Origin of the sequence: Pseudomonas sp. JAI120, assembly GCF_014207255.1 — a bacterium.
In the GTDB taxonomy this organism is placed as follows: Bacteria; Pseudomonadota; Gammaproteobacteria; order Pseudomonadales; family Pseudomonadaceae; genus Aquipseudomonas.
Map to the genome: position 1 here is coordinate 180,678 of NZ_JACHCZ010000006.1, position 25,301 is coordinate 205,978.

The following is a 25,301-nucleotide window of genomic DNA, read 5'->3' on the forward strand; positions in this document are numbered from 1 at the left end:
CTCAAGGGAGTTGCACTGTCTGGTCTGGCTGAGCAGCCACTGCGAAGATGGCCGCCTTCGGCTCCAGCACTTTCAGTCGCCATGTGCCAAGCTGCTCGCCGTTGTGCAGCAACCGGATATCGTTGAGCGAGCGACTATCAGGAGGCGCGACCGCCAGAAAGCGCTCGCCACCACGGGACTCGACACTCAACACTGAGAATGGCGGCGGGAGCAGGGCAGACTTGGGGCGAGAGGTTTTCGTCGGTTTGGCCGGGGAAGATGTCGGTGGAGGAAGTGTTGGCTGTGGCTTGAGGTCCAGGAGTTGCTGCTCGACGTGCTCAAGTCGTGCGCGTAGCGCGTTCATGTCGGCTGTGGTGGCTCGGTCTGCCAGACCGTCGCGTAGCTCCTGTATCTCTTGTGCCCATTGATCCAACATCGGGTCGAGTGTGTTGGCCTGTTGTTCACCGGAATCCACCATCTGCTTCAGGTCCTTCAGTGCATGCTGCAGCTTCTCCTGCGCGTCTTTGAGATCGCTCGAATCACGTTGCAAGGTTTGCAGGATCTGTAGGTGTTGGGCGTTCGCATTTCCCAGCTCGGTCACGCGTTGATACTGGTTATACAAACCACCACTCAGTCCGGAAACCGCCAGGCAAAGTAAGCCAACAATGATGGTTTGAAACGTCGAGGCTTTCATGGCCGTGCCTCCGTCTGATGGGACGAGTCTGGTTTAGCCGGCACGATGCCGACATCAGCTTTCTGCTGTTCGAAGCAGACCGAACGGCTGACCTCATCGGTCGTGAGTTGCCAGGCGGAGCCAGCCAATACCTGTAGTGCGCTGCGTAACGGGACCGGGCCGAGCCGGTAATGGGCTGCAGGCAGAGGTTGAGTGAAAAGTGTCTTTACTGGTTCGGTGGCAGGGCAGAGCGAATAACCCGAGCGCTGCAGCACGTAGTGCATCGCCTCCTGTACCGAGGGATTAAAGTTGGACGGTATGTTCACATCAATGATTTGAGCGAGAAGATCACGTTGCTCCGTGGTGGGCTCGGTGCTCACCAGCGTATAGCGACCATAACGGATTTCCGCCGGATGGCTTGCTTCGGCTGGGCTCCTTGATAACTGGGTCCGATTGGAACCACTGTCGATCTTTGGATCAGTCGGCAATGGGGTGGGGATTTGCGCGCTGCAGGCACTCAAAAAAACCAGCAGGCAGACAGGCGTAAAAAAACGCTCCATGAAAAAAACCTCATGTCAGATTCAGTGCAGAACCTGACATGAGGTGAAGGAGCGATTCAGTGAGAAAGTCGATTCAAGGCGGGTCGTCTTAACGCTGAACGCGTTGCTATTCATCAAAAATGGCGAGCGTGTCCAAGACGGCAGCGTCGGGGTCGAAAATCAACAAGCACACATCCGCCAATGCCGCCAGATACAGCACGTTGACCAAGGCTGCCGGCGTACCGGCATCGAGTTGCTCTTGCCTCAGCGATGAGTAAGAACAGCCCTCGATTTTGATCAGGTTATTGTCGGTCCAGGGCGTGCCGATCAGCTTACACCCGACGCCATTGCAGTCCTTCAGGGCAAAGGGTTCGAACAGCAGACCGGATGGTCTGTAGTCGAAATTGCCAGCCCGGCGCTCCAAGTAACGCAATGCTTCTTCAGTGAGGTGTGTGGTACTGATCTCCCAGATTCGACTGTAGTGTCCTGTCTCGAAGCTCAAGCGACGGATCACGGCTTCGGCATCTTCCAAGGAGTACAGATCGCCGACATGATGCCGCTCGTTGAGCATTTCGCCCATCACGGCATAGATCACTTGGCGCACCAGCCCAGTGGACTGACAGCGTTCATCCAACTCATCCGGAATGGATTGACCTTCGCTGATCAAGGCGAAATCTTCATTGAAGATGCAGGGGAACAGCTGCAGTTCATCGTCGGGCAAATGGACCTGTGAGTAGTGCAGGGGGCGAAAGCAGGGAGGGTAGTTGTTTTCGTAGGTGATCAGTAGCAGCCGTTCGATATGCAAGTTGTCGTAACCGCGAGCAAACGGGTTTGAAGCTGGGAGCAGGGCTAGGGTTTGGTTCATGAGGGGTCTCCAGAATTGAAATGAACAAGGCGCCCGTAGGCGCCTGTGAGGGTTAAAGCCAGCCGTATTCGGCAAGGGAGAGCGGGCGACCTTCACCCACTATGAAGTGATCCAGTACGCACACGTCGATCAAGGCCAAGGCCTCTTTCAACCGTGCGGTCAAAACACGGTCCGCCTGGCTGGGCTCCGTGCACCTTGAGGGATGGTTGTGAACAAAAATGACGGCTGCAGCGTTATGCGCGAGGGAGCGCTTAACGACTTGGCGGGGGTAAACGCTGGCGCCATCAATGCTGCCGTGAAAGAGGATTTCGAACGCCAGCACCCGGTGCTGGGCGTCAAAAAAAACCACACCAAAGACTTCATGTTCTTGTTGTGTAAGCTGCAGTTTTAGGTATGAGGTCACGGCGTCAGGTGACGTCAGTTTAGGACCACGGTTGAACAACCGACGGTCTAGAATATGCAGCGCTTCGTCGATCAGCAGGTTTTCTTGGACAATGCGATCAGCCTCGAAATCCGAGGTCTCAATCAGTGTGAGTTGGGGGCTCATGGCGCTACCTCCGAAGGGAATAATCAGGGGGTACACGCCCATGGGGAGTGGTATCCCCAGGGTGGGTGTGGAGTTGCAGGCGTTTGCAGGTGATGTAGGGTTTACAGCCGAGTGTATCGGTGACGTTGACCGTGTAGAGGTGAACCACAACTGTCGCAAGGCAACGTAGAAAAGGCTCTTATTCCCCAGCCGGTTTCGGGGTCGAAGTCGGCACTGATGGGCATTAAGCGAACCAGCCCACGATGTATCGCGGCGATGCGTTGTGCGATCTCATTCGGCGAGTGATACAGCGATAACGTGCTGTAGTCCTCGTAAGCCGCACCGAACAGGCAGTCGTCGCAAAGCCAGAAGGATTCCATGTTGGTTCTCCTGTGCTGATTGAAGAAAAGGCGCTCGAGGGAGCGCCTTGATGTAAAACATCATGGATTGTTCAGGCGGACTGAACAGCACGTGTGGCGACACGGCGGGCCGTGCGGGGAGTGGTGGCAGATACAGGTTTAGTCCTGAGCTCTGTTGATTTACCGATATTCTCAGCTTCGACATCAGCCGACGCTGGGGATGACTCACTGTTTGGCGCTTGCTCAGCAGATGCTGTTCCTTCCTGCCTGGCGGGCGCTTTGTATTCGAACTTGCCATTGACCTTGATCCAGTCGATGAACAGCAAACGACCTTTCAGGCTGGCGCCAGGTTGGCCTTGTTTATCGCCTTTCTCATAGAGAAATGGGTCGATCCACAGGTCACCAATACGGAACGACAGCAAGACCTTTTTCTCGGCTTTGACGGCGTCCATATAGAGGCGAATCAAGCGGTCAGCTTCGCCACCAGCGACTTTGCAATCAAAGCGGGTGTACTCCACTGCATCGGAGGCACCATGCAAGGCTGCGATATCGCAGGCCATGAATGGCTGACCGCGGCGGACCTGTACTTCACGAACACGGTTGAGGTAGCCGATACCGGCGGTGTGCAGGTTGAAGTAAGAGGTCGCTTCTTGGGATTGGTTGGCGTAGGCCATGGTGGTTCTCCTGTTTCAAGGGAAAACGGCGACGCACAGCCCCTGACGGGAAAGTGAGCCCCCGTCAGGGTGGGTAAGATGAAGTCGAGCGATGAACGACTCGCCACCGGCAAGCCGATGACCATCAGAATGAAGCTTCTGGGTGAGTAGCTGTGCAGCAGAGGAGAGTCTGCAGTGGTAACCCGCAGGCATGGAGTAGTCGGCATTCATCACCGCTTAAGCGGCAACCGCGCGAGCTTCCGAACGCTGATCGCACTTGGGTAAACCACCACGAACGTGGCGTAGCCTTGAAGGTTTTGGCTACCTGGGCTGGGCTGTCAACGACAGCGAACCACGCCCTTTGTATAAGCCTGTCACCGGGGAGCGTCAAGACGCTACAACCCGATTTTTTAAGGCCGGAATACGGTGGTAGTCACTGGAATTAAGAAAATGAAAAAAAGAAGAGTGGGCCTGGTGGTGTGCCAGGCGAGGAATAGAAAAAACCACCTTTGACGGTCTTACGCAGTCGACAAGCTCCTCGCAAAACTTGGTTGAACTGCGCAATGATTCGCCAACCGACCCTTGTCGTGGCCTGGGTCGGAAGCTACTGGCACGCATCCGCGCACAAAGGGTGCCCAGTGTTTCCCCGGCGGGCTCCGGGGCTGAATACGATCGCCGAAGCGGATGACCGCTGTTGTCTGGCAGAGGCAACAGTGGTCATCCGCCACCACGATCAGGTCGAGCACAAAGCGGGAATGAAATTCCGCAGAAGAGAAGGCTCCGAACTCAGGGAGTCCGACCGAACTACCCGGAGCGAATCGGTCTTGGGTCGCCGTAAGCGATGATCCTGAGGCACTACAGCAGAGCGGGTGTGACGACGTCAAGCCAATGGGCGAAGAGATTATTTGCTACTGAGATGAGCGGCCAGCTGTTCGACGGTCGTCAGGATAAAGGCCCGGTCGCTTTCTTGAAGGCCGCTCAGCAGGCCCGCGATCATCTGGCCCTGGTCGTTGGGGCGATTGCTCGACGCCGTCAGCAGTTCATCCATCCGGCAGCCGAAGATGTCCGCCAGTTGCATCAGCTTGACCACGGAAAGCTCCACCACCCCCCGCTCAGGGCGCGAAATGGCTTCGCTGCCGATCCCCAGGCGTTCAGCCACCTCTTCCTGGGTCAGATTACGCTGAGTGCGGTGTTTCGCGATCATGCGTCCAATTTGGGCTTGGGTTGGATGTTTATGTGCCAAGTGATGAGCTCTCCAATTCAACCCGGATGGTTGAGCAAAGACCCATTGACATTAACATCCTTAACGGTTGAGTGTCGTCTTAAAGGGTTGTTATATTGACTTAAATAGCTGTTTGTCGCGACGTGGCTTCTATTCCTCCAGGAATCAGAGTCCGAGGTGGTCAGTGAGAAATGAGCGGTCTGAAAGGGCCAAGCTGAGGAACGGTTGAGCATGGAAGAGAAGAGCGAGAACGTCATGGATCAGATCTGGGATCGAACACTGGAGCTGTTCATCAAGATCCATGATTGCCCGGATAACCCCGAACACTTCGACAGCCTTGTTCATTGGCTCAACGAAAATCCTGATCACCTGAAAGCGTTCAACGAACTGGGGCAGATATGGATTTCGACAGGCATCGCCCTGGCCCGTGAAATCGGACAACCCTTAATCGACTTAGAGAGGGATCAGTCACCGTTGATGATGCACTGACCATTACATTGACCCCAATGCTTATGTTGATCTCCAATGGCGCGTTATGGGCGAGGCGTATCTTTTTTGAACGGGGCAGTGCCCTTGCAGTCTGGGTAGTGGGAGCATGACCAGAACGGCCCTGATTTCCCCTTTCGCTTGAGCATTGAGGCGTTGCAAATGGGGCAGGCCGGGCTGGCTTCGACAGGCATGGCTAAAGTCAGTGAACCGCAGTGTGCGACCAGTTGCGCTATCCAGTTTGCCTGTTTGGCGACGAATGCATCCAGGGTCAGACGTCCCGCTTCGATTTCGTCCAGAGCCTGTTCCCAGACTGCGGTCATACCCGGATCTGCAACCGCTGTTGGTACCGCTTCGATCAGGGTATGGGCCGCCGCCGAGGCCATTAAGGCGCGTTTTTTCTTCAGCAAATAACCGCGATCAATTAACCCTTTGATAATGCCGGCTCGTGTGGCTTCGGTTCCGATACCGGTGGTGTCCCGAAGTTTCTGTTTCAGGCGTGGGTCGTTGACAAGCTTGGCGACGTTTTTCATCGCCTTGATCAGATCACCCTCGGTGAGAGGTTTAGGAGCGGCAGTTCGCATGGATTTGAGTTCAACATTGTCCACGGCGCACTGCGTGCCCTGTTGCAAGATGGGTAAGACTTGGGATTTTTGAATGGGCTCATCCTCCTCGGTGTTTTCGGAGAGCGAGCTTTTCCAGCCCTGGACCAAGATCAGTTTGCCCACAGCGGTCAATCGTTCTTCGCCACACGCCAGTTCGACCTGGGTCCGATCAAACTCATGATGCGGAAGAAACTGCGCTAGGTAGTGGCTACGGATCAGTTCGTAGACATGGCGTTCTTGTTCGGACATCCGCACCAGGTTTGCCGGTTCGGTGGTGGGGATGATGCCGTGGTGCGCAGTGATCTTGGCATTGTTCCATGCGCGAGAGCGCAATGATTGATCGAGGTCCTCGAATGCAGGTCTGAGTGCAGGATCCGTTTTGAGCAGAGCGTCGAGTACCGCGGGAGCCTCGTTGAACATATTCTCTGGTAGATAGCGGCAATCGCTGCGCGGGTAGGTGGTGGCTTTGTGGGTTTCATACAGGGCTTGGGCGATGTTCAGGGTTTCCTGGACGCCGAGCCCCAGCTTACGCGAGCAGACTTCCTGCAATGTGCTCAGGTCGAAGGGCAGGGGCGGCGGTTCTCGGAAATGCTCAGTATGTAACGAGATTACCGTGGCAGACTTCTCGTCGGTGATTGTTTGGACCGCGTGATGGGCAAGCACTTGTTGTAGGCAACGCCCCGACTCGTCCCGTCCTGAGCCTGGCGGTAACCACGACGCGATGAGTCGCTGGCCCATCGACGATAGGTGTACCTCAACGTTCCAGTAAGGCACCGGGACAAAGCCGGCAATCGCACGATCCCGATCGACCACCAGACGTAAGGTGGGTGTCTGGACGCGCCCCACTGACAAAACGCCGTCGTAGCCTGCCCGCCGACCAAGAAGGGTAAACAAACGACTGAGGTTCATGCCGATCAGCCAGTCGGCACGGCTGCGGGCGAGGGCCGAGTGATAGAGCGGGAAGGTCTCCTGACCAGACTTCAGCGAGGTCAGTGCCCTGCGAATCGATGCTTCGTTGAGTGCGGACAGCCAGAGGCGCTGAACAGAGCCTTGGTACTGGCAGAGCTCCAATAATTCGCGGGCAATCATCTCACCTTCGCGGTCGGCGTCGGTTGCGATGACAACGGTGGTGGCTTCGCTGAGCAGGCGTTTGATGACTTCGAACTGCGCGGCAGTCGTGGGTTTGACCTCCACTTGCCACTGCGCCGGAATGATCGGTAGATGATCCAACGACCAGTTCTTGTACTGAGTGCCGTAGGCTTCAGGCGGGGCCGTCTCCAGTAGGTGGCCTATACACCATGTGACAGTTGTCTCGGGGCCGATCAGGCAACCATCGCCACGCCGAGTGGCTCCGAGAACCTTGGCGATGTCACGACCCTGGGAAGGTTTTTCGCAGAGGAAGAGGCGCATATCACTACTCCGGATTGAGTTCGGAGCAGCGTTGTTCGAAGTAGCAGGGGCGAGATATGAGAAACCTGAATGGCAGGTTCCTCATATTAGTCGGTGAGGGCGGCCTTGAATGGGCTGAAGCTGCTACTTTATTGGAGCGTTCGTAACTGGGTGGGGGGCTTCACGAGCAGCGAGCAATGACAGGCCAAGAACTTCGCGCAAAGGCGCAATTTTTATGCCTGAAGTCGTTCAGGCCTTAGGTGATTGTCCTTTGTGTTTCTTGGATTTCGACGTCGGTGAACTGGCCTGTTCTGTATTTTGAGAGGCCGCCGTTTCACTGGAGCGTTCCCGCATGACCACACTGTGTACCCGGTGAGGCAGGATGCCGACTCGACGGGCCTCGATCTTGAAGGTCACCCGTGCATTGTCTTCGCTGTCCTCCCACTCATCGCGCACCGTACGACCTTCGACCAGCACGCGCATGCCTTTCTGGTACAGCGTGCTCCAGTGTTCAGCCTCACGGTGCCAGAGCTCAACCGGCGCCCAATAGCCGCCCCGATCTTCATAGCTGCCCTCACGTGGGATGGGGTTGTCGAAGTATACATTCAGCCGTAGCAAACGCCGTGGCTCGTCATTGCCTGAGGCGAACTCCTGGAACTCTGGCGCACTGCCGATATTGCCTTCGCCGACGAAAAAAGTACTCATCGTGTTTTCTCCACTGCGGGTGTGAACTGGCGCAGCAACTGTTCGGCACTGGCCATTTTGATCGCGCAGGTCGTAGCCTGGCGGTAGAGCGAATGCACCACACTCATCTGAAGGTTTAGTGCGATACGCGCGCATTCGAAACGGTGCAATTCCTCTCGTACGATCTGCGGCAATGCTTTGTTGGAGATCTGACGCTCCCAAACCGCCACACCCATGCGAGAAAAATCACGGGTGCGCCAACGCAAAAAGGTGCTGCCCGCACTGGTCTTCTGCAGCACCAATCGTATCTTCAATAGCGAGTACGGCGGCTCCCCGGATTGCTGCACGACAGCCTCCATCAGGCGACATAACTGCGCCTCGATTTCCCTCGCCACCTGCGCCAGGTGCTCCAACTCCCCCTTACCCTTAAAAGGTTTTAAAAGGCCTTTTAGGGAGGCAGCGTGTTCGAGCTGCCGATAGGCATCCGGTGTCAACGCTTTGAAGGGCATTGGTTGAATCGGGGTCATGGGATTCATGCGTCAGCCTCCGGCTCATTAACGGTTACAGACGGACCGTCCACGTCCTCTGCCAACGCATCAGCGTCATCCACTGCTACAGCACCACGGCGAATGATCGGCGGCGCAAACTGAGAACGGCGATGACCCTCAAGGATGTCCATCGGGGGCAATCCATACTTCTCCACGGCCGCCAGTGCGCGGGCATTATTTGCGGCCATATCATCGCGTGTAACGCCGGCATGTCGATAACGTTGCGCCTGACCGAACAGGCTGCGTAACAGGTGGGCACCGTCGTCGATCCAGGCTTCCATGTCTCTTCGGCCGATCAAAGCCGTGTGATGGGCCAAGAGGGTATGGCGGACCAGCGTGTCGTAGTCGGTTAGCAGGTAAACCGCCAGAAAACCCAGCTGACTGCCAATGTACAATGGCAAAGTGACGGGGTGGATGTTGAGGTTGTCCCCCATGTCGATCTGAGTCGGCAAGTCCTGTCTGATCCGGTCCAGCTGTTGGGTCAGTTCTCCCATCCCAGCCTTTGCCTGCATCAGTTTTTCTTCGAGCTGCACGATGGCCCAATCGGCATAGGGATCGTCCTGGGCCGCGGCTTGTTTGATCAGGTTGGTGACACTGATGTAGCCGGCCATGCCCATGATCGAGTGGACGCCTTCACGTGCGGCCCGACCCTGCCATATGCGGGCTGCATGGTGGGTATGCAGGGTTAAGGTGATGCTGCTGCGCAATGAACCCAGATTGAGTTGATAGTGATCGGCCATGGTGTTGTCCTCGCATAGGGTTGGACGGGACGTTGCGACAGATGAGGGGCAAGGGCAGCCAAAAAGCTGAACGCGGTTTGTTCGGTTTGGTGAGAAAGAGAAAATACATAACGTCTACGTTTAGTTGAGGACGTCCCTGTGTTCCTCTAAAAGCTCCATGGCTCGGTCCGACATTTTCGTAGACTGGAGCTCTATGGATTTGATGCCACTGGCATCAAATCTATTGAGTTCCACCGCGTCCACGCAGTTGGCGCAGCTCATTCAGACACGCTTGGGCGAGGGCTGATGCGGGTTCGCCCTTTTTCCGAGTCGGCCGCGAGGGAGCGGGTGGGGGCGGCTCTGCGACGGGTGACGGTTCGACCTGACTTGCCCAAGGACGAAAGTCGCCTTTCAGCGCACGCTGGATCAGGCCCATCAGATAGGCCGCTGGCTTGCGGATACCGCCGGCCTTACAGCGTGCCCCCGCCTCGTTGAGCACAGCCTGCTGATCCGCTGGGTTAAGCTTGATCAGCGCCACCGCGACGGCCTGACGTTCGCTGGGACTCAGGTGTAGCGCAGTGGGCCAGCGCAGGTTATCCACAGTAGTGGTCGCGCGCGGTACTGTACATTTACTTTCTTTTAACACAGTACAGGCAGCGTCCAGATTCCGAACGGTGCTGGAAACGTTAGGGTTCGAGCCTGATTCGGAATCCGAACGAGGGCCTGCACGATTCCGAACGTGGTGATCTTCCCCACGTTCGGAATTGTGGAATGCATCATCGGACGGCTGATCCAAGCCTTGCTGCGTCCACTGTTCGCCCCAGCTGTCGAGCCGCGTCGGTAACCGACCCTGATCGATATTCGTGTCCTGTCGGACCTCTTCCACAATGTGTTGAGCGACAATCCGCACGGCCTTCGTCGCATGACCGAGGGCATGTCCGACCAGTTCTAGATAATCTTGATCCAGCTCCATGGCTTCGGCGGGGGTTAACGGCTCATCGTGCAGAACGTACAAAGAACCTTGTAGCCGCCCGCTGATTTGATCGCGACCGCGGCTCACCAAACTGAGCCAGCGAGTGAGCCTAAGCATCGTCAACACGCGTGCAATGGTTTCACGCGAGGCTGACGCACCGTAAGGCACGCTCGAGAGGTAAGGTTGCAAATCCTCATAGCGCGGCGTGACCACGCCCTGGCCTTGCAGCATGAGCCGAAATACCTGCCATGCATTTCGCTCCAATGGCGTCAGCCGATTATCCAACAGCAACCGACGTGGCACGACTTCGTGTGATTGGCCACTAAACAGAAAACCAGCCTGTAGAGCCTGGTTGGAGGGCTGTTCAGTGGTAGGGCGTGCTGGCCAGCGCTCATGCAGCTGCTGTGTGCATTGCTGCAGGACACGTTGCCAGCGACTGGCAAGAACAGCATTCATGTTTTGTTGCTGTACTGGTCGATTTGCTGCCAAACGATGGTCAAGCTGATCTGTTGTTCTTCGGCAAGCATCATCATGGCGTCGAGTTTATCCTCGGTGCCGTCCTCTGTTCGTATTTGGCACCAACGTTGCCACAACGCATGCTCCTGCGCTTCGCTTAAATGTTGGGGGCGGCCTTTACGTGTTTCTATTTTGAGTAGACGCCGGCGCATGGCTGTTTCCGAATGCGCCAAGCCAAAGCACTGGTACATGATGGTGCTGCTGGCGCCGAGCTTGAGCGCTCGGTTGATCAAGCGTTCGTTCTGTTCGTCCCGTTCGGCTTGCTCGATCAACCGATGCAGCACCGGCGAGTCAATCTTGACCTCAAGCCAAGGGACAGTGGCATGAGCCAGGCGCGATAGCGTGGTTGGTGGTAAGGATTGCAGCACTAAGATGTCATCCTCACTCAGTCCAAGTGCCTTGCAGCGTTGCAGATTACCCAGGCGCAGTTCGTGCAGTACCTGGGTTAGCATGGCTTGATTGAGCATATTGAAGGACAGGTTCATCTCAGCTCCTTCGGTGAGTTTTTGTCTTCAGCGGTGAGCGTTAAGTCGATTAGACGCCGGGCCAGGCGGATCAGGCGAAACAGCTTGATTAACAGACTGTCAGGCAGTCGCTCCAGCCCCACGTCCGTGACTGGTCGATCTGGCAGATAGAGTTGATAGACCCCTAACAACAGCTGCCCGAACAATGCGGAAGGTATTTGCTTGCGATCTTCCCAGTTCACCTCGTCTTGAGCACGTAGCAGGGCCAGGAGCATTAGGTGAACGCCGGTCGAGCGAGGCGCTGAAAGATCGAGTCGCTTAATGTCCAACGCGAAGCCCAAGCCAAGCTTTTGATCAATGATGCACTTGGCATCTCCGGCATAGGCCGCCATATCCCGAGCCAGTCCTGCAATGCTTAAACGCAGTTGTTCGGGCGTATCCAGCGTTGGTGCGATGGTCCAGAGGTCGTCGATTGTGCAGGTTTCGAATGAAGACTCCGCTTCGGCAATGATCTCGCGATCGATTTGCTCACGAATCTGTTGAACGCGTGATACGTGGCTGACCGCAGGTAAAGTATTTGTTTCGGGTTCGTTGAGCCGTTCCTCTGAAATTGCCTCTATCTTGCTCTTGGCATCAGTTGATTCGGGTTTAGTATCGGAGGAGGGCAACTCTGCCGCAGTTTCATGCACGCTTGGCCGATGGCTGCTTTCTGAGGGCGTGGTGGGGACAGCCCCAGGCGTGGAGGCGACCCGTTGGGTATCGCTCAGCTCCAGGGCCAGCATACGGTAGGACTGTCCCAGCAAGTGGCTCATGCGTTCGAGCAATTCGTCCTGGATCTGCTCAAGATCAAAGGATTCAGGATCGCTATCGAAGTAGCCCATGGTCTCCAGCCAGAACTCTGCAAACGCGACTGTGGCGGTTGGATAGCGGTTCCAGGTTCGCTCAGCCTGACTACGTAGACCGATCAGACGTTCTATCTGAGGCTTACCCAAGCCGGCATACAGAGTTTGTGGAATGGCGGGTAATAAGTGTTCGAGGGTGTCCAGCATCCGGCTGATATGCGACTGCGAAACCGGATAGCCTCCAGCGGCAAGACGTCGAGCCAGCTCCCGTTGTGAGAGCTCTGGGCCATCCGACTCAAGCATGGTTTTGAGTTTGGCTACTGCTAGGGCCCTTTCGATGAACGTGAGTTGGCCGTGCAGGTCGCTTTCCGCCAGATGGCCGAGTAGGGTGTTGGTTTCATTGCTCCAAGGTCGGAACAGGCAGTGAATCCGAAAGAAACGCTCGTCGCGAGTTTCCTGCCACAGCTCGCCGAGAATTGCTAAGCGAGTATTACCGCCGTTGCGGATGATGAAAGAGGTTTCACCCGGGCGGCGGGTAATCGGTGGCGGTTGATCCAGCCCGCGTTCACGGATCGACGCCTTGATATCGTCATAAAGCGGATTACGGATGAAGCGTGGGTTGTGCTCGTAGGGGCGTAACTGTTCCAGGGTGACCAGCATGGGAGTGTCGATGACTGGATCGGACAGTCGCTCCAGTCCAGGACCTTGAGTGAAGTGGTCCTGGTGCAGCTTGTCGGTGATTTCCTCCTGACTGAGCTTCTTCATCTGAACCGCCTCGGCTAACGCCGGCTACGCAAATGGTCACCGACCTCGAATTTCACGATTTCGGCAGTCCCTGAGCCTTCGAAATGTTCGGAGAGTTCTGCGAGGAACCACACCATGGCCGAGCGCCCCCCTTGCAAACGAAAAACCACGGTGCAGTACTCCTCGCAAGCCGCGTCGCGTGGTCGAATGGAAGGCTGAACAACGATAGGAAACTGATCCAACATTAGAAAACTCCTTACCAAGCTCTATTTGCTTCAAGGTCGATCAAACAAAAAAATCGGTGAAATGCTGATTGGGTGATTTTTTATCGAGGCTCCGCACACCTCATTACCGAAGAGATCGCTTCACGCCATTCAGGGAATAATTCGATGGCCAGCGCCTGCATGACTTCTAGCGCAGACTGCGAGCGTCGGCGTTTACTCGACGGGCGAGCGTCTATTCGGTGGACCGGTAAGCCGAGGGAGGCGGCATTGAGATACGCCACCCTATCCGGGATTACAGTGTCTAGAACCGAGATATTGGTAGCCTCTGCGAAAGTCGCGCGCAGGCTCCGGATGATCATCTGGGTGTCCAGTCGATTGACGTTCACCTGGTTCAGTAAGAGCCGTAAGGGCGGCGGGTCGATGCCTAGGTGGCGAAACGGTTCGAGCTCACTCAGTAGCTTCAAGGTGCCACGGCGCATTTCGCGGGCAGCGAGCATTTCTGGCGTGATGGGAGAGAGGGCGAGATCGGAGGCCAGGATGGCCATTTCCAGCAGTACACTGCGTGCTCCCTGAGTATCGATCAAAAGCAGGTCATAATTGAGACACAACTCGTTGAGCAAATTGTGCAGGCGTAGTCGTCCGTCAGGGGCATGCAGCAACAATGTGCTCAGTCGACCTTGATCGTCGTTGGAGAAAATCAGGTCGAGACCGACGACTGCAGTCCTAGAAATTATTCGTTCAGGTATTGTTAGATTGAGTGCAATGAGCTCGTACGCACCTGCATGAGCTTTCCGGCTCAGTGAATAATAACTGGAGAGGGTGGGTTGGCTATCTAGATCCAAGAGCAGAACACGCAGACCAGCATCGGCCAATAGGCCACCGAGGTTCGCCGCTACTGTAGTTTTGCCTACGCCACCCTTGGTGGACACCACCGAGACCACGTGCATCGCCTCACTCCTGTCGCGAAAGGCGTTCTGCAATCCAGTGCTCGATTTCCAGTGAGTCCCAGCCCACTGCGCGCAGTCCGATGCGCTTTGCTCGCGGAAACGTGCCTTGCTTCATCAGGTTGTAAATGTGCGCACGTTTGAAGCCGGTTTTTTGCTCGACCTCCTCACGTCGCATGATGTAGCGCGCTAGTTGAGATGTTTCAACGGCGGGTTCAGATTGGCTGGACATGCTAGTCACTCCTGGCGCCGATTGGCGCGTGGTGGGAAGTGACATGGATTGAATCGCATCAGGGCGGACGAGTCATTGCGTTGCAATCAGGCCTATTGCAACGCAATTGACTCGATCAGTTATTTTTTTTGAGGCTACGATTGGCCACGGCAAACTTTTCATCCAGCGTGCGCTTACTGAGGCCAGGCACATTTGTGTGACGGGCGACAATGGCATCAACGATGGCTGCTTGATTCGTGAATACCGAAAGAGGTTTTCCGGCGGGCGAATGGCCCAAGAGAAGGCTCACCAATGCACCAATGATGTTGTGATAGGTCAGTTCGCTACGTTCGCTGATTTGACCATTCGTTTTGGCCAAGGCTTTGAGATCATCTCTTTCAAGTCCAATCGACTGGAGCTCTCCCAAGATTTCTTGAATGCGATGCTGTTGCGCTTTGAACGCTCTCGATAACTCATCTCGATCTGCTTTCAAGGAGAGAAAAGTTCCTAGACTGACCTTTGCAGGCGCATCTTCACCAGACTCGAATAAGAAACTGGGCTTGTGGTCGGGGTAGTGAATCTCCATCCAACGGCGCAAGTCCGAATGGCGGATGGTCAGCTGATAGGGCTCTACATAGCTTCCCAAAGGAACAGAAATGCCGAGGCAGCCATACGGCAGCTCACCATTGCGTATGGCGTCTAAAATCCTTTCGACAGCGATGTGAAGATTGGGCCATTGGGGAAAGAGGGTTGCAAGGTTTTCAGGACGAGACCAATCCGCCTGGATAATTTGGGCTTCGTGGCGAGTAAGATTGCACCAACGCAATGCCGCATCTATAGGGCGATAGAAGGTTTTCGTATTCTGGTTGAAAATATAACCGCTCATCTACGGTGGACCTCCATTCCTTAAAGGTAGGTCTCTCACCGACTATCTATAAATCAAGAATAGCTATTGACGCTAGCTCTTTCCTCGGTTGAACAAATCGGAGAGGTCATTCCATTTTGTGGACTGGTCGAAGTCGATCTGAGAGTAATGATCGATTTACGCAGTCTTTAATACTCAGGAGAATAAGGAAGAGTCAATGCCGAATTCAATTCGGTCAATAGACAATTGTTCGTCTAGTGCCCAGTGCTCCTGAGTGCTCAGCTGTAATGTTTGCGCTGTGCCTGGATTGACCCAGTTGCCGACGCAAGACTGCCCGATGTCCAAGCCTGAAAAAATCCAGCACAGACAATGAGTTACAACGATTCAGGCTGGGTCAGTGAAATCTCGGCAACTCGGCATTGGCGCCAACAAAGAGTGTAAAGCTCGGTATTCTCGTAAAGGGCTACTCTGGCTTACTTCACGACGCCGTACAGTTTGCTAGTAGTGCAGCCAGAAGCCCGGCGTCGAACTTCGTCCCCTAGAACCCAGAACCTACTGCGGCACGCCCGCAAATATCGTCAATACTAATTTAAATTAATCAAACGGCAGGACAAACTGAACATAAAAACGATCGCCTACAGGTCGATTTTCCCCCGCAAACTCATGCAGCCACTTTGCAGTAACGCCACCTTTGGAATCCCCATAAGTGATATGAGGCCCTGCCGCCATAATCTGCTGGCGAAATCCATCGCCGACCGTCTCGCCCTCAAGTTTGTCGTCAGAAATTTGTTTGGTCGCATAACCACCAAGGCCGATAGATAACTTTGGCATTGAGTCAAAAGCATAATAACTCACTCCATACTCGATGAATCCGACTGTTCCAGAATCGTAGTTTGTATCTCTATTTTTTGTGTGAAATTCGACTCCTAAGCCGCCCGAGATCTCGACTTTCGGTGTAGGGAACCAAGTCACCATTGAGAGAGGAACAAAACTATAGTAGTTATTTGAAACATCACTACCCGTAGGAACATATACTGCAACGCCGGTATATCCAGAAATACTATGGTCCGCCGACCCCCATGTCAGGTTAATAGGTTCAATATCTACGTTCGCAACTCCCGTATTCCTTGCACTCCCGAAATCGGTACCGATACTGGTGTGAACGATCGGAATGGTCACCACGCTAGAAACACCAAACATTCCTATATCAATGTTCCAGCTATGGTTGAATCGCATCGCATCCGCAACGATATCAGCCTTAAAACCTGGTACAGAATTACGCCCGTTACCATCAGCGAAAGTGTTGGATCTATAAACCTGGGTATAATTCATGAGCCAGGTTTCGCCAGGCTTTGGATACAGTCCACCCAATACCGTACTCACCCCTAGTGGGTAGGAGAGATTACCTTGCTCTGTCGCATTAACATCAAGACTCGGCAAGCAAACGACACAGCCCATCACCAGCGATTTTACATAAAGGCTAATTAGTTTCATCGGTATTCTCCATTTATTATTATTAATATTGAGTGCTCTACCACTTTTGCCCAAACACCTGCATCAACCGCAACGGATACATTGAGTTCTTTATGCCGGCCCGCGCCTCTTAATATACAGTTGTAAAATTGAAATTTTGGCAAGCAAATTGACGCTCAAAATCATTGAGCGCAAGTGCTTCTCCATAGATCAGTTTTCCAGAAAAAATAATGCGATAAATAAGCCCACCTTAAAAACCACCCAACTAGCCCTTCAAATCAATAACTAATCACATGTGCCAATTTAACGCAAAAGTCTAACTTGCTTGAGTAAACTTACTCCAGCGAGAACCAATCCCTGCGAGAGCACCACTGTTGATTGATATCTTCGAAAAACTCAGAACTAGATGTCCAGCACCAACTCGTCGCTGAGTGCGCGTGACACGCATACACACATCACATTGCTGAGCTTTTTTTCATCGTCTGTCAGATAGTCGTCGCGGTGATCAGGAACACCTTCCAGCACGGCAGTCAAGCAGGTGCCGCAGACACCTTGTTCGCAACTGGTGGGTACCTCGACACCGAGTGCGGCGAGGCTGGTGATAATGCTTTCGCCGGGGCCGACAACGGTGCTGCGGCCGCTGCGCGCGAGACGCAGGCGAAATTCTCGGCCGCCGGCAAGCTGAGTTGGGTCGGCCCCAAAATATTCGCGGTGCACTGCGTCGGCTGGCCAATTCGCGGCGGCCACGGATTGCACCAGGTCCATGAACGGACGCGGACCGCAAATATACAGATCTGCGTCTTGGGCGCGCGCTCCAAGTAGAGTGCTCAGAAGCTGTCGCAGCCGCTCAGGATCATTTTCATGATGGAGGTGGCAAATATCATTAAAGTCCGGCCCGGACAGTCGATCATAAAACGCGGCATGGGCCGGTGAACGGGTGAAGTAGTGCAGCACACATGGCCGCCCCGCATCGCGCAGGGCATGCGCCATCGACAGCAATGGTGTGATTCCAATGCCGCCGGCGAGAAGCAACACGGGGCCGTCCCCACGGACGATTTCAAAGTTGTTGCGTGGAGCACCAATCTGAAGCGTGTCGCCGGCCCGGACATTGTCGTGCATGGCTGACGAGCCACCGCGAGATTGCAGTTCCCGCTTCACTGCAATGCGGTACACATCACGTTCCGTAGGGGAATTCCACAGCGAATATTGACGGATAAGGCCCGACGCAAGATGCACGTCAATGTGGGCACCGGCAGTGAACGGCGGCAAAGCCTCCGGTCCTGCGCTTCTCAGTTCGAACGAACGTACATCGATCGCTTCGTCCCTGATCGCGGTTACTCTTGTTGTTATCAAGCTCATGGCAAACCTCATAATTCACGGACGATACCTGTGGGCACGTTCGGCAATAGCCGCTTGCGCCAGCGAACTCGTGGCGCGCTTCACCGAAAGGCGCAGGATTACTTCGCCGAGACCTCGGTCAGACGGTCCGCCCAGCGCTCCACGTCCTGGTCCAGTATCTCTGGCCGTGTTTCTTCGCGCGTGTCGGGAACACGACCAGACAATGCCTGTTGTGAATGGGCTACGTCTTTGACCAACTTGTTCATGTCCACGTCAACCAGCACCCCGCCACGCTTGCGGATTTTGCCGTCGATAAACACCGTGTCTACGTTAGCGGCATGTCCCGCAAGGACCAACGAAGTGACCGGATCAGTCACCGGCATCAAGTTCAAGTGCGTGGCATTGACCAAGACCACGTCAGCCCGCTTACCTGGCACTAGACTGCCGACAAGGTGGTCGATGCCCATGGCTTTCGCACCGTTGATTGTGGCCCAGCGAAAAATGTCGCGGGAGCTGACTTGCTGTTCGGTAATCGCGGTCATCGCTCCAGCAGTGGCTCCATTGACTTGATGCCGAGCAAAAACCAAGGCCATTCGCATGATCGCGAACATGTCACCCGTCATGCATGACACCGTATCGGTGCCCAGGGAGATGTTGACGCCAGAGGTAACAGCATCGAGGTAGTTGACAGGTTTGTTGATCCCCATATAGAGCTCGGTATCGGGCGAACTCGCGAAATGCGCACCAGCCTCCTGCATCATCATGAAGTCGCTGTAACCGAACTCATTGCAATGCGAGAGGATCGCGCGTGAATCAATCAACCCTTTCCCAAACAGCTTCTGCGCGCCGCGGCTGATCGGCGCCGTACCGATGCCGCAGGCGGTGTGGCCGGTCCACTTGAGGTTCATGTCCAGTGCCGATCGGATCTCAGCCTCGGTTTGCTCAAACGGCAGCATGCCCTGTTCAGTAATGGCGATGCCCATGCGCAGCAGGCCGTCGTTGGCGCCGAAATGCTGATCGAGAACGCGCCGTGCATCGCTCAATCGACTGGAGTGCGTCGCGAAGCCGTCGCTTTCATAGACAGGGCAATAGCCATAACCCCATATCCCGCGAATACCTGCTGCCTTGACGCCTTCCACCGTGGCATCCGCATGCTCGGGAGTAATGATGCAATGGGAGTGATCGAACACCGAAGTCACGCCACCGCTGATCATTTCCACGGCCGAGGCGTAGGAGCCCAGACGTGTGTCTTCCGGTTGGTAGACGGCCAGGAACTTCTGCCTGACCATGTGCAAATAACCGAGCAGGGTCATGTCACCGCAGATGCCGCGCAGCGCCCCTTGCCACAGGTGCTTGTGCATATCGATCAGGCCGGGGATGACAATCATCCCGGTGCCGTCGATGACCTCGCAATCGGGAGGTGCAACGATGTCGCCGCCGACCGCGGTGATCAAAGTACCTTCGATCAGCAAGGATCCGTCTTTGATATCGCCCAGGTGAGCATCGTTAGTCACTATCCAGGCGTTTTTGATCAGTGTGCTAGTAGCCATGAGTTATTCTCACATTGTTATTTTTTTACAGGCTGTTGGTGATTAAGCGTCCAAACCCGGTATCGGTGCCGCATCGATCAGTACAAACGCGACCCGGCAAGGTTGCTCTGAGCGGTTTTCCCAAGCATGGTTGGTCCCACGCTGTACCATCACGTCGCCAGCCCGCATCACGACCTCGCCTTCGTCAAGAACACAGTGAATCTCGCCCGCGATAACCACCACGAAGTCGACCGATTTGGTCCGATGCAACATCGGGTTGCTCGACTGATTGCTGTCACCGGTGTCGATCAGTTTCTGGCCGGCACGCAGCGCTCCCTTCCAGTCCCGATCAGGCGGGAATTCGACAACACGAAATACCGAGCCGCCTGCCGGAGGCGCGATACGGTGGGGCAGTCTTACCGGATCGCCAAGCGCTACGTTGTCTGCGGGAACCTGGGTCGTCCACAGCTCTGTGGTAGCCAACGTAGCGATACCCAAGAGAACGTCAACATGGGGCGACGCCTCATCGCTGACGACGACGGCGCGACCTTGAGCGTTATGTCCGGTAATGATGCGTCGCACGGCGGCAACCCGCGGAACGATAGAAGATGTTTCAGTGTGGTTCATGTTGATCTTTCCTAAGGTGGATGGCTCGAACCTGATGAGCAGATGCGTCCGTGGGTTAAATGGAAGTAACCGGTATGGGGTGTGCTTCCCTTTCCTTCAGCAACAAACCGTCGAGCACCCGCCGGGCACGCACAGCTGCCGCATCGCCAACTAACAGCACTGGTTTGAGTGACCAGAAGTCAGCATCTCCGATGACTTGCTGCTGCGCTTCGAGCATTGGCGCATCTTCAGTGAGGAACGGGGTCAGCAGCCCTTCCAGGTGGCGTTGCGCACGATCGGCGCCATCTGGGTAGGTGCGTTTCTCAAAGCACGAGGCAAAAAAGTAATGCGTGGTGCTCTCGCTTTCCGGGGTGAACACGTGCGGAATCCGTATGGTGCGTCCTGTATCACGCGGATGTCCGGCCTGGGCGACAGTGACCGTCAGCAGCATTGATGCAGGCGGATCCCAGCGAACATCCATCCAGCGGTCAGCGAGTTGACCTTGCGCCAATTGGAAATGCATACGCACGAAGGGCATTGGATCTTCAGACTGGACCCTACGGACGCAATGCACCGTTTCGCCCTCCTGACTGACCTCAGCTTTCGCAGCACTAACTGCGCCGCTGCCCAGCGTGCCTGGATGCAGAAACTGCACATGACTCAGATCGAGGATGTTGTCCGATTCCAGCACATAGTTGGCCTTCACATGCTGGTGGCCACGGCTTACATGACAGAGCTCTTCATCAATACAGCTGTAGTCGGGTAGTGCCTGCAAATCGGCCAGTTCCGGGCTCCCCGGCCAGAACCAGACCATGCCGTGGCGTTCTTGAACAGGGAACGAACGCACTACCGCCGCCGCTGGAATACGCCCATCGCCATGCGGGTTATGGACGCAGCGACCGGTGCCGTCGAATTCCAGGCCATGGTAGGCGCACTGCACACGGCCGGCCCCAGCAAGGGTACCGAGGTGCAAGGGTGCGAAGCGATGCGGGCAACGGTCATGCAGTGCACACACTTCGCCCTCCTCGTTTCGGAACAGAACCAGAGGCCAGCCAACTAAAGTGCGCGCTATCAACGTCTTGGAGCTGAACTCGTCGCTCCATCCTGCCATGTACCAACGATTCTGTAGAAATGCCATGTTATTTCTCCAACATTAATGAAGCTGCGTCGCGCTGCCGTGAACGTCGTGCTATTGCCCAGTGAACGATCGACACCGCCGAGCTGAAGGCTTCGATCAACGCGACTGCATCTGCTTCAGCCGCTCACGCACGCTGTACTTGCAGCTATAACATGACCTGCTCTGGCCCCTTCAAACCGAGCATCGCACGCGCCTCGTCAGGCGTAGCCACTTCCAGCGACAATTCGGCAAGGATGCGTTTGATCTTGTGCACTTGCTCGGCGTTGGAGGTCGCCAGTTGGCCTTTGCCAAGGAATAGACTGTCCTCCAATCCAACCCGGACATTCGCGCCCATGATGGCGCCGACTGTCAGCAGCGGCATCTGATGACGTCCGGCACCCAAAATGGACCAGTGGTAGTTTTCGCGTCCGAACAGACGGTCGGCAGTGTTGCGCACCATTGCCAGATTCTCCGGGTGCGGGCCCATGCCGCCCAGAATTCCAAAGATCGACTGGATGAACAGCGGCGGCTTTACCAACCCTTGCTCAACAAAATGCGCCAAGTTGTAGAGATGGCCGATGTCATAGCACTCGAATTCGAAACGAGTGCCGCATCCCTCGCCCAGCTCCAGCAAAATGCGTTTGATGTCGCGAAAGGTGTTGCGGAAGATGATGTCTTCAGTGCCCTCGACATAGGGCCGCTCCCATTCGTAGCGCCAGTGTTTGATTTTCGTGGCGGCCGGATGAATAGAGAAGTTCATCGACCCCATATTGAGCGACACCATTTCGGGCTTGACCAGCAGCGGGAAGGCAAGTCGTTCTTCCAGCGTCATGTTGGTACTGCCGCCGGTCGTAATGTTCACCACTGCGTTCGTCCGGGCCATGATCTCCGGCACGAATTGCCGGAAAATCGCCGGGGCCGCCGAGGGGCGTCCATCACGAGGATCCCGCGCATGCAGATGCAAGATAGCCGCCCCGGCTTCTGCCGCCGCCACCGATTGGGCGATGATCTGTTCGGGCGTGATCGGCAGGTATTCGGACATCGTTGGCGTATGGATCGCGCCAGTAACCGCGCAGCTGATAATGACTTTGTTCGACATGAGGATTCCTCTAAGCGATGGCCCGATGCGACTCATCGGCACGCAACCGGCTAACGATTTCATCAAAGAGTGCCGGCAGACGTTCGCCGTCCTGAACAACACCGAAGACGTAGTGGTCCGGCCGTACCAAGGCAGCAACGCATTGGTGTCGGGCGAACCACGCGCCTACCACGCCATCGCGTTCGATGAAACAGCACTCTTGTTCCACTGACGGCACATCTGACGGCACATCTGACGGCACAGCATTACCGACACGATTTGCCACGCGCACGATACGTAGATTGATGTGCGCAGCCGACGCCCGAACGGCTATCAATTGCGCGGCCGATACTGATTGCGAGACAAATAGGCGAAAGCCCGTGCCAGCGACATCATCGAGTAAAGCGCCATCACCGGTTTGGCGCGGCTGTGGAAATAGCGTGCCGCGCGCCGAATGAGGCGACACAGACAAAAAACCTTGCTCCAGTGGCGGCATCAGATCCTGGCGTAACGTCGTACGTAACGTGCCGCCCATCTCGCTGATGAGTTTTTCGTCTCGGTCCAAAGCCTTCTGCTCGTCGCGTTCGCAGATAAAGCGGCCCAGTGATTTGATGATTTGGGTCAGACGTTGCACATGAGCACTGCGCTCGAGCTGATAAGTGTCGAGCAAATCAGACGCGGCGCCACCTTGCAGTACCTGGACCAGCTTCCACACCACATTCACGACGTCACGAACACCTTGGCACATACCTTGACCCAAGAACGGGGGTTGCTGATGAGCTGCGTCACCCGCCAGGAACACTCGATCCTGGCGCCAGGTCTGTGCCACCAAGGCATGGAAACGGTATGCAGAACTACGCCACAACGTCGCCTGTCCTGGCTTAATCCAGCGTTCGAGGAGTTTCCACACATTAGCATCCTGAACCATCAATGCCGGGTCCTCGTCCTCATGCAGCATGATCTCCCAGCGTCGGTGGTTACCGGGTCCGACGACGTACGTGGCTGGGCGATTTGGTTCGCAATATTGCACGTTTACGTCGGGGAGCTCGGCCAGTGCTGCCGGCTCCACCTTGAAATCGACAACCAGCCAGGGCTCGTCAAAGTCGAGGTCGTCCAACAGCATTCCGCAGAGCCGCCGCACGGTGCTGTTAGCGCCATCACAACCCAGTACAAAGCGAGCTTGTTCTATACCGCTACCGTCCTTGCTGCGGACGTCGAGCGATACATGCTGCGCGTGTTGCGAGATTGCAGTGACCTCACACCCCAGCCGAACGGTCACACTGTCATGCCGAAAGGCCTTAGCTCGCAGCGCTTCTTCCACGGGGGGCTGGGTGAACGATAGGTTGGGTGGCCAACCCATCACGAACGGCGGCGGTGCTGCGTCGAGCCTCTTGATGATAGGCCCGCGCACGCCTCGATATTCAGACGCCGGATAGGGAGCCACGTGCGGCAGGACCGCTTCCACCACACCAATTTCCTGGAATACGCGCATGATCTCGTGGTCAAGGGCGATAGCTCGCGGCTTGTCGTAAACCGTATCGAGCCGATCCAGAACCAGTGTCTTCAGTCCGGCACGGCCAAGCAAATTGGCCGCCACTGCGCCCGATGGTCCGAAACCCACAATAGCGACGTCATACATGATGTGCATCCGCCTGCGCGGCACTCGCTAACCGACTGCGCATGCCTTCACGCCACTGTTCCTGAGTGGCAAAGCCTGGGAGTGAGCGGCACAGTGCTTCAGTTTTCGCCAGAATCTCCTCATTGGTCTGCATCAAGTCGAGCTCACCGCGGCAAGGCTGCGGGGTGTACCAAGGGCTATCGACGAACAATTCCAACGGATTTCCCTCGGGGTCCTTGAGGTAGAGAGACCAAGCATTGCCGTGGTCAATCTGCAGCATGTCCTCTATGCCGGATTCGCTAAGCCGACGAAAACACAGGCGCAAGTCATCCAGGCTTTGAACACCGAAGGAAATCTGGTTGATCGGGTTGTAGATGGCATCAGCGGGCCGTCCTTCAATGAGGACAAACTGGTGATGATCTTCGCCACTTTTAGTCAGGAATACGATTTTTTGACCGTTGAATCGAACACCGCGATCACTGGGCAGGAACCCGAAAAAGCTGACGTAGAAGGCCTCCAGTTTCTCGATGTCAATCGCATTGACGCCAAAGTGTTCAAATCTGGTTGGGGGGAGAATGGGCATAGTAGTGCCTCTTATGCAGGGTTTAGGGAGCAACGCTCATATGTGTTCGAGGGGCTTGGTGTCACTCGACGCGGTTTCATCTATCACCGGATTGATCAGCGTGCCGATCCCCGGAATGTCGATTTCCACTAAATCTCCGTCGCGTAGAAAATACGGTGGATTGCGGAACAATCCGACACCCGAGGCCGTGCCGGTCACGAGCACGTCACCGGGCATCCAGTCGATAGCACGAGAGACATACGCGATCAGTTGCGGGATGGTGAAGATCATGTCGCTGAGTGAAAAAGATTGAACTTGCTCGCCATTGACCCGGGTGTGGACATGCAGCGCAGACGGGTCGGCGATCTCGTCTCGGGTCACAAGCCACGGGCCAAATGCGCCGCTGGACCGAAAATTCTTGCCCATGCCATAAAGGTGCGAATGCTTCTGCCAATCCCTCACACTAGCCTCGTTGAAACACGCATAGCCCGCTACGTGGTCCATCGCCTGATCTTCCGCAATGTGCCCCCCGCCCTTGCCAATAACGACGGCCAGTTCACCTTCGTAATCGAATTGCTCGGAGACCAGGGGGCGCAACAAGGGACGACCATGGGCATTTAGCGTTTGCGCGTGACGGTGGAAGATCACCGGCTGCGCTGGCATCGGCTTGCCCACTTCTTCCGCATGGGCTTTAAAATTCAAGCCAAGGCAAATAATTTTGCCGGCGTCGGGTATGACCGGCAGCAGTGTGCATTCGGCAATAGCAAAATCCGCCTTCCCCGCTTGTACGAGGCGGGAAGCCTCAGCCAAGCCATCGACTGCCAACAACTCGCGCAGAGTAAGGGCACTGCCTACCTTGCCGGTCAGGTCGTAGACCCGTTCGCCGACGACAGCGCCAAATCCTGTCCTGCCGTTGTGCTCAAAACTGATGAGTTTCATGTAATCCCCTC

General features: G+C 55.6%; 28 protein-coding genes. 1 reads left to right on the forward strand and 27 read right to left on the reverse strand.

Annotated elements, in window-relative coordinates; genetic code table 11:
* Window position 1 precedes the first annotated feature (1 nt).
* The 7 genes from HDC32_RS26645 to HDC32_RS26675 form a co-directional block, all read right to left on the reverse strand.
* Window positions 2–673: a chemotaxis protein gene (locus tag HDC32_RS26645; protein ID WP_145338276.1), complete on the reverse strand. Its 672-nt coding sequence runs from the start codon at window positions 671–673 to the stop codon at window positions 2–4.
* Complete coding sequence (locus HDC32_RS26650) at window positions 670–1,212, reverse strand: PilL N-terminal domain-containing protein (RefSeq protein ID WP_145338277.1); 543 nt, start codon at window positions 1,210–1,212, stop codon at window positions 670–672. The genes HDC32_RS26645 and HDC32_RS26650 overlap by 4 nt, the downstream gene beginning before the upstream one ends.
* Before the next feature lie 106 nt (window positions 1,213–1,318).
* Window positions 1,319–2,056 (reverse strand): ABC transporter substrate-binding protein, encoded by a 738-nt coding sequence (locus HDC32_RS26655; RefSeq protein WP_145338278.1) that lies wholly within the window; start codon window positions 2,054–2,056, stop codon window positions 1,319–1,321.
* 52 nt (window positions 2,057–2,108) lie between these two features.
* Window positions 2,109–2,603, reverse strand: coding sequence for a JAB domain-containing protein (locus tag HDC32_RS26660; protein WP_145338279.1), 495 nt, complete (start codon window positions 2,601–2,603; stop codon window positions 2,109–2,111).
* A gap of 101 nt (window positions 2,604–2,704) precedes the next feature.
* The gene (locus HDC32_RS26665; protein WP_145338280.1) at window positions 2,705–2,962 is read right to left on the reverse strand and encodes a hypothetical protein; all 258 of its coding nucleotides are present in this window, start codon (window positions 2,960–2,962) and stop codon (window positions 2,705–2,707) included.
* A 71-nt stretch (window positions 2,963–3,033) separates the two neighbouring features.
* Entirely contained in the window at window positions 3,034–3,615 is a 582-nt protein-coding gene (locus tag HDC32_RS26670) for an STY4534 family ICE replication protein (protein WP_145338281.1), read from the reverse strand.
* A gap of 880 nt (window positions 3,616–4,495) precedes the next feature.
* Window positions 4,496–4,837 carry a helix-turn-helix domain-containing protein gene (locus HDC32_RS26675; protein WP_145338315.1) on the reverse strand — a complete coding sequence of 114 codons (342 nt, stop codon included), beginning with the start codon at window positions 4,835–4,837 and terminating at the stop codon, window positions 4,496–4,498.
* A gap of 210 nt (window positions 4,838–5,047) precedes the next feature.
* On the opposite strand from HDC32_RS26675, the gene HDC32_RS26680 reads away from it, so the two are divergent.
* Window positions 5,048–5,305, forward strand: coding sequence for a hypothetical protein (locus tag HDC32_RS26680; protein WP_145338316.1), 258 nt, complete (start codon window positions 5,048–5,050; stop codon window positions 5,303–5,305).
* 44 nt (window positions 5,306–5,349) lie between these two features.
* Here HDC32_RS26680 and HDC32_RS26685 read toward each other — a convergent pair whose 3' ends face one another.
* The 20 genes from HDC32_RS26685 to HDC32_RS26775 all read right to left on the reverse strand — a co-directional run bounded on the left by HDC32_RS26685 (window position 5,350) and on the right by HDC32_RS26775 (window position 25,290).
* Window positions 5,350–7,317 carry a DNA topoisomerase III gene (locus HDC32_RS26685; RefSeq protein ID WP_145338317.1) on the reverse strand — a complete coding sequence of 656 codons (1,968 nt, stop codon included), beginning with the start codon at window positions 7,315–7,317 and terminating at the stop codon, window positions 5,350–5,352.
* Between the two features lie 228 nt (window positions 7,318–7,545).
* Complete coding sequence (locus HDC32_RS26690) at window positions 7,546–8,001, reverse strand: single-stranded DNA-binding protein (RefSeq protein ID WP_145338318.1); 456 nt, start codon at window positions 7,999–8,001, stop codon at window positions 7,546–7,548.
* Window positions 7,998–8,516 carry a DUF3158 family protein gene (locus HDC32_RS26695; protein ID WP_145338319.1) on the reverse strand — a complete coding sequence of 173 codons (519 nt, stop codon included), beginning with the start codon at window positions 8,514–8,516 and terminating at the stop codon, window positions 7,998–8,000. Before HDC32_RS26695 ends, HDC32_RS26690 begins: the two co-directional genes overlap by 4 nt.
* Complete coding sequence (locus HDC32_RS26700; protein ID WP_145338320.1) at window positions 8,513–9,268, reverse strand: PFL_4669 family integrating conjugative element protein; 756 nt, start codon at window positions 9,266–9,268, stop codon at window positions 8,513–8,515. Before HDC32_RS26700 ends, HDC32_RS26695 begins: the two co-directional genes overlap by 4 nt.
* 220 nt (window positions 9,269–9,488) lie before the next feature.
* A complete protein-coding gene (locus HDC32_RS26705) occupies window positions 9,489–10,676 on the reverse strand; it encodes an STY4528 family pathogenicity island replication protein (RefSeq protein WP_145338321.1) in 1,188 nt (395 codons plus the stop codon).
* On the reverse strand, window positions 10,673–11,221 hold the full coding sequence (locus HDC32_RS26710; RefSeq protein ID WP_145338322.1) for a DUF2857 domain-containing protein: 549 nt from the start codon (window positions 11,219–11,221) through the stop codon (window positions 10,673–10,675). Before HDC32_RS26710 ends, HDC32_RS26705 begins: the two co-directional genes overlap by 4 nt.
* Window positions 11,218–12,807, reverse strand: a complete 1,590-nt coding sequence (locus HDC32_RS26715) for a ParB family protein (RefSeq protein WP_184746089.1) — start codon at window positions 12,805–12,807, stop codon at window positions 11,218–11,220. The genes HDC32_RS26710 and HDC32_RS26715 overlap by 4 nt, the downstream gene beginning before the upstream one ends.
* Before the next feature lie 14 nt (window positions 12,808–12,821).
* Window positions 12,822–13,031: a hypothetical protein gene (locus HDC32_RS32265; protein ID WP_311771985.1), complete on the reverse strand. Its 210-nt coding sequence runs from the start codon at window positions 13,029–13,031 to the stop codon at window positions 12,822–12,824.
* 80 nt (window positions 13,032–13,111) lie between these two features.
* The gene (locus HDC32_RS26720; protein ID WP_145338324.1) at window positions 13,112–13,957 is read right to left on the reverse strand and encodes a ParA family protein; all 846 of its coding nucleotides are present in this window, start codon (window positions 13,955–13,957) and stop codon (window positions 13,112–13,114) included.
* Window positions 13,958–13,961: 4 nt separating this feature from the next.
* The gene (locus tag HDC32_RS26725) at window positions 13,962–14,186 is read right to left on the reverse strand and encodes an AlpA family phage regulatory protein (protein ID WP_184746091.1); all 225 of its coding nucleotides are present in this window, start codon (window positions 14,184–14,186) and stop codon (window positions 13,962–13,964) included.
* Between the two features lie 115 nt (window positions 14,187–14,301).
* Window positions 14,302–15,051: a hypothetical protein gene (locus HDC32_RS26730; protein ID WP_184746093.1), complete on the reverse strand. Its 750-nt coding sequence runs from the start codon at window positions 15,049–15,051 to the stop codon at window positions 14,302–14,304.
* Window positions 15,052–15,624: 573 nt separating this feature from the next.
* A complete protein-coding gene (locus HDC32_RS26735; protein WP_184746095.1) occupies window positions 15,625–16,524 on the reverse strand; it encodes a transporter in 900 nt (299 codons plus the stop codon).
* Window positions 16,525–16,905: 381 nt separating this feature from the next.
* Window positions 16,906–17,862, reverse strand: a complete 957-nt coding sequence (locus HDC32_RS26740) for a PDR/VanB family oxidoreductase (protein WP_184746098.1) — start codon at window positions 17,860–17,862, stop codon at window positions 16,906–16,908.
* Between the two features lie 98 nt (window positions 17,863–17,960).
* Window positions 17,961–19,391, reverse strand: a complete 1,431-nt coding sequence (locus HDC32_RS26745; protein WP_184746100.1) for an amidohydrolase family protein — start codon at window positions 19,389–19,391, stop codon at window positions 17,961–17,963.
* Window positions 19,392–19,433: 42 nt separating this feature from the next.
* The gene (locus HDC32_RS26750; RefSeq protein ID WP_184746102.1) at window positions 19,434–19,997 is read right to left on the reverse strand and encodes a cupin domain-containing protein; all 564 of its coding nucleotides are present in this window, start codon (window positions 19,995–19,997) and stop codon (window positions 19,434–19,436) included.
* Between the two features lie 55 nt (window positions 19,998–20,052).
* Window positions 20,053–21,114, reverse strand: coding sequence for an aromatic ring-hydroxylating dioxygenase subunit alpha (locus tag HDC32_RS26755; protein WP_184746104.1), 1,062 nt, complete (start codon window positions 21,112–21,114; stop codon window positions 20,053–20,055).
* 145 nt (window positions 21,115–21,259) lie between these two features.
* Window positions 21,260–22,192, reverse strand: a complete 933-nt coding sequence (locus HDC32_RS26760; protein ID WP_184746106.1) for a 3-keto-5-aminohexanoate cleavage protein — start codon at window positions 22,190–22,192, stop codon at window positions 21,260–21,262.
* A 10-nt stretch (window positions 22,193–22,202) separates the two neighbouring features.
* Window positions 22,203–23,810 carry a bifunctional 3-(3-hydroxy-phenyl)propionate/3-hydroxycinnamic acid hydroxylase gene (locus tag HDC32_RS26765; protein ID WP_221462036.1) on the reverse strand — a complete coding sequence of 536 codons (1,608 nt, stop codon included), beginning with the start codon at window positions 23,808–23,810 and terminating at the stop codon, window positions 22,203–22,205.
* Window positions 23,803–24,372, reverse strand: a complete 570-nt coding sequence (locus HDC32_RS26770; RefSeq protein WP_145338858.1) for a VOC family protein — start codon at window positions 24,370–24,372, stop codon at window positions 23,803–23,805. The genes HDC32_RS26765 and HDC32_RS26770 overlap by 8 nt, the downstream gene beginning before the upstream one ends.
* Window positions 24,373–24,408: 36 nt before the next feature.
* Window positions 24,409–25,290 carry a fumarylacetoacetate hydrolase family protein gene (locus HDC32_RS26775; protein ID WP_184746110.1) on the reverse strand — a complete coding sequence of 294 codons (882 nt, stop codon included), beginning with the start codon at window positions 25,288–25,290 and terminating at the stop codon, window positions 24,409–24,411.
* Window positions 25,291–25,301 lie beyond the last annotated feature (11 nt).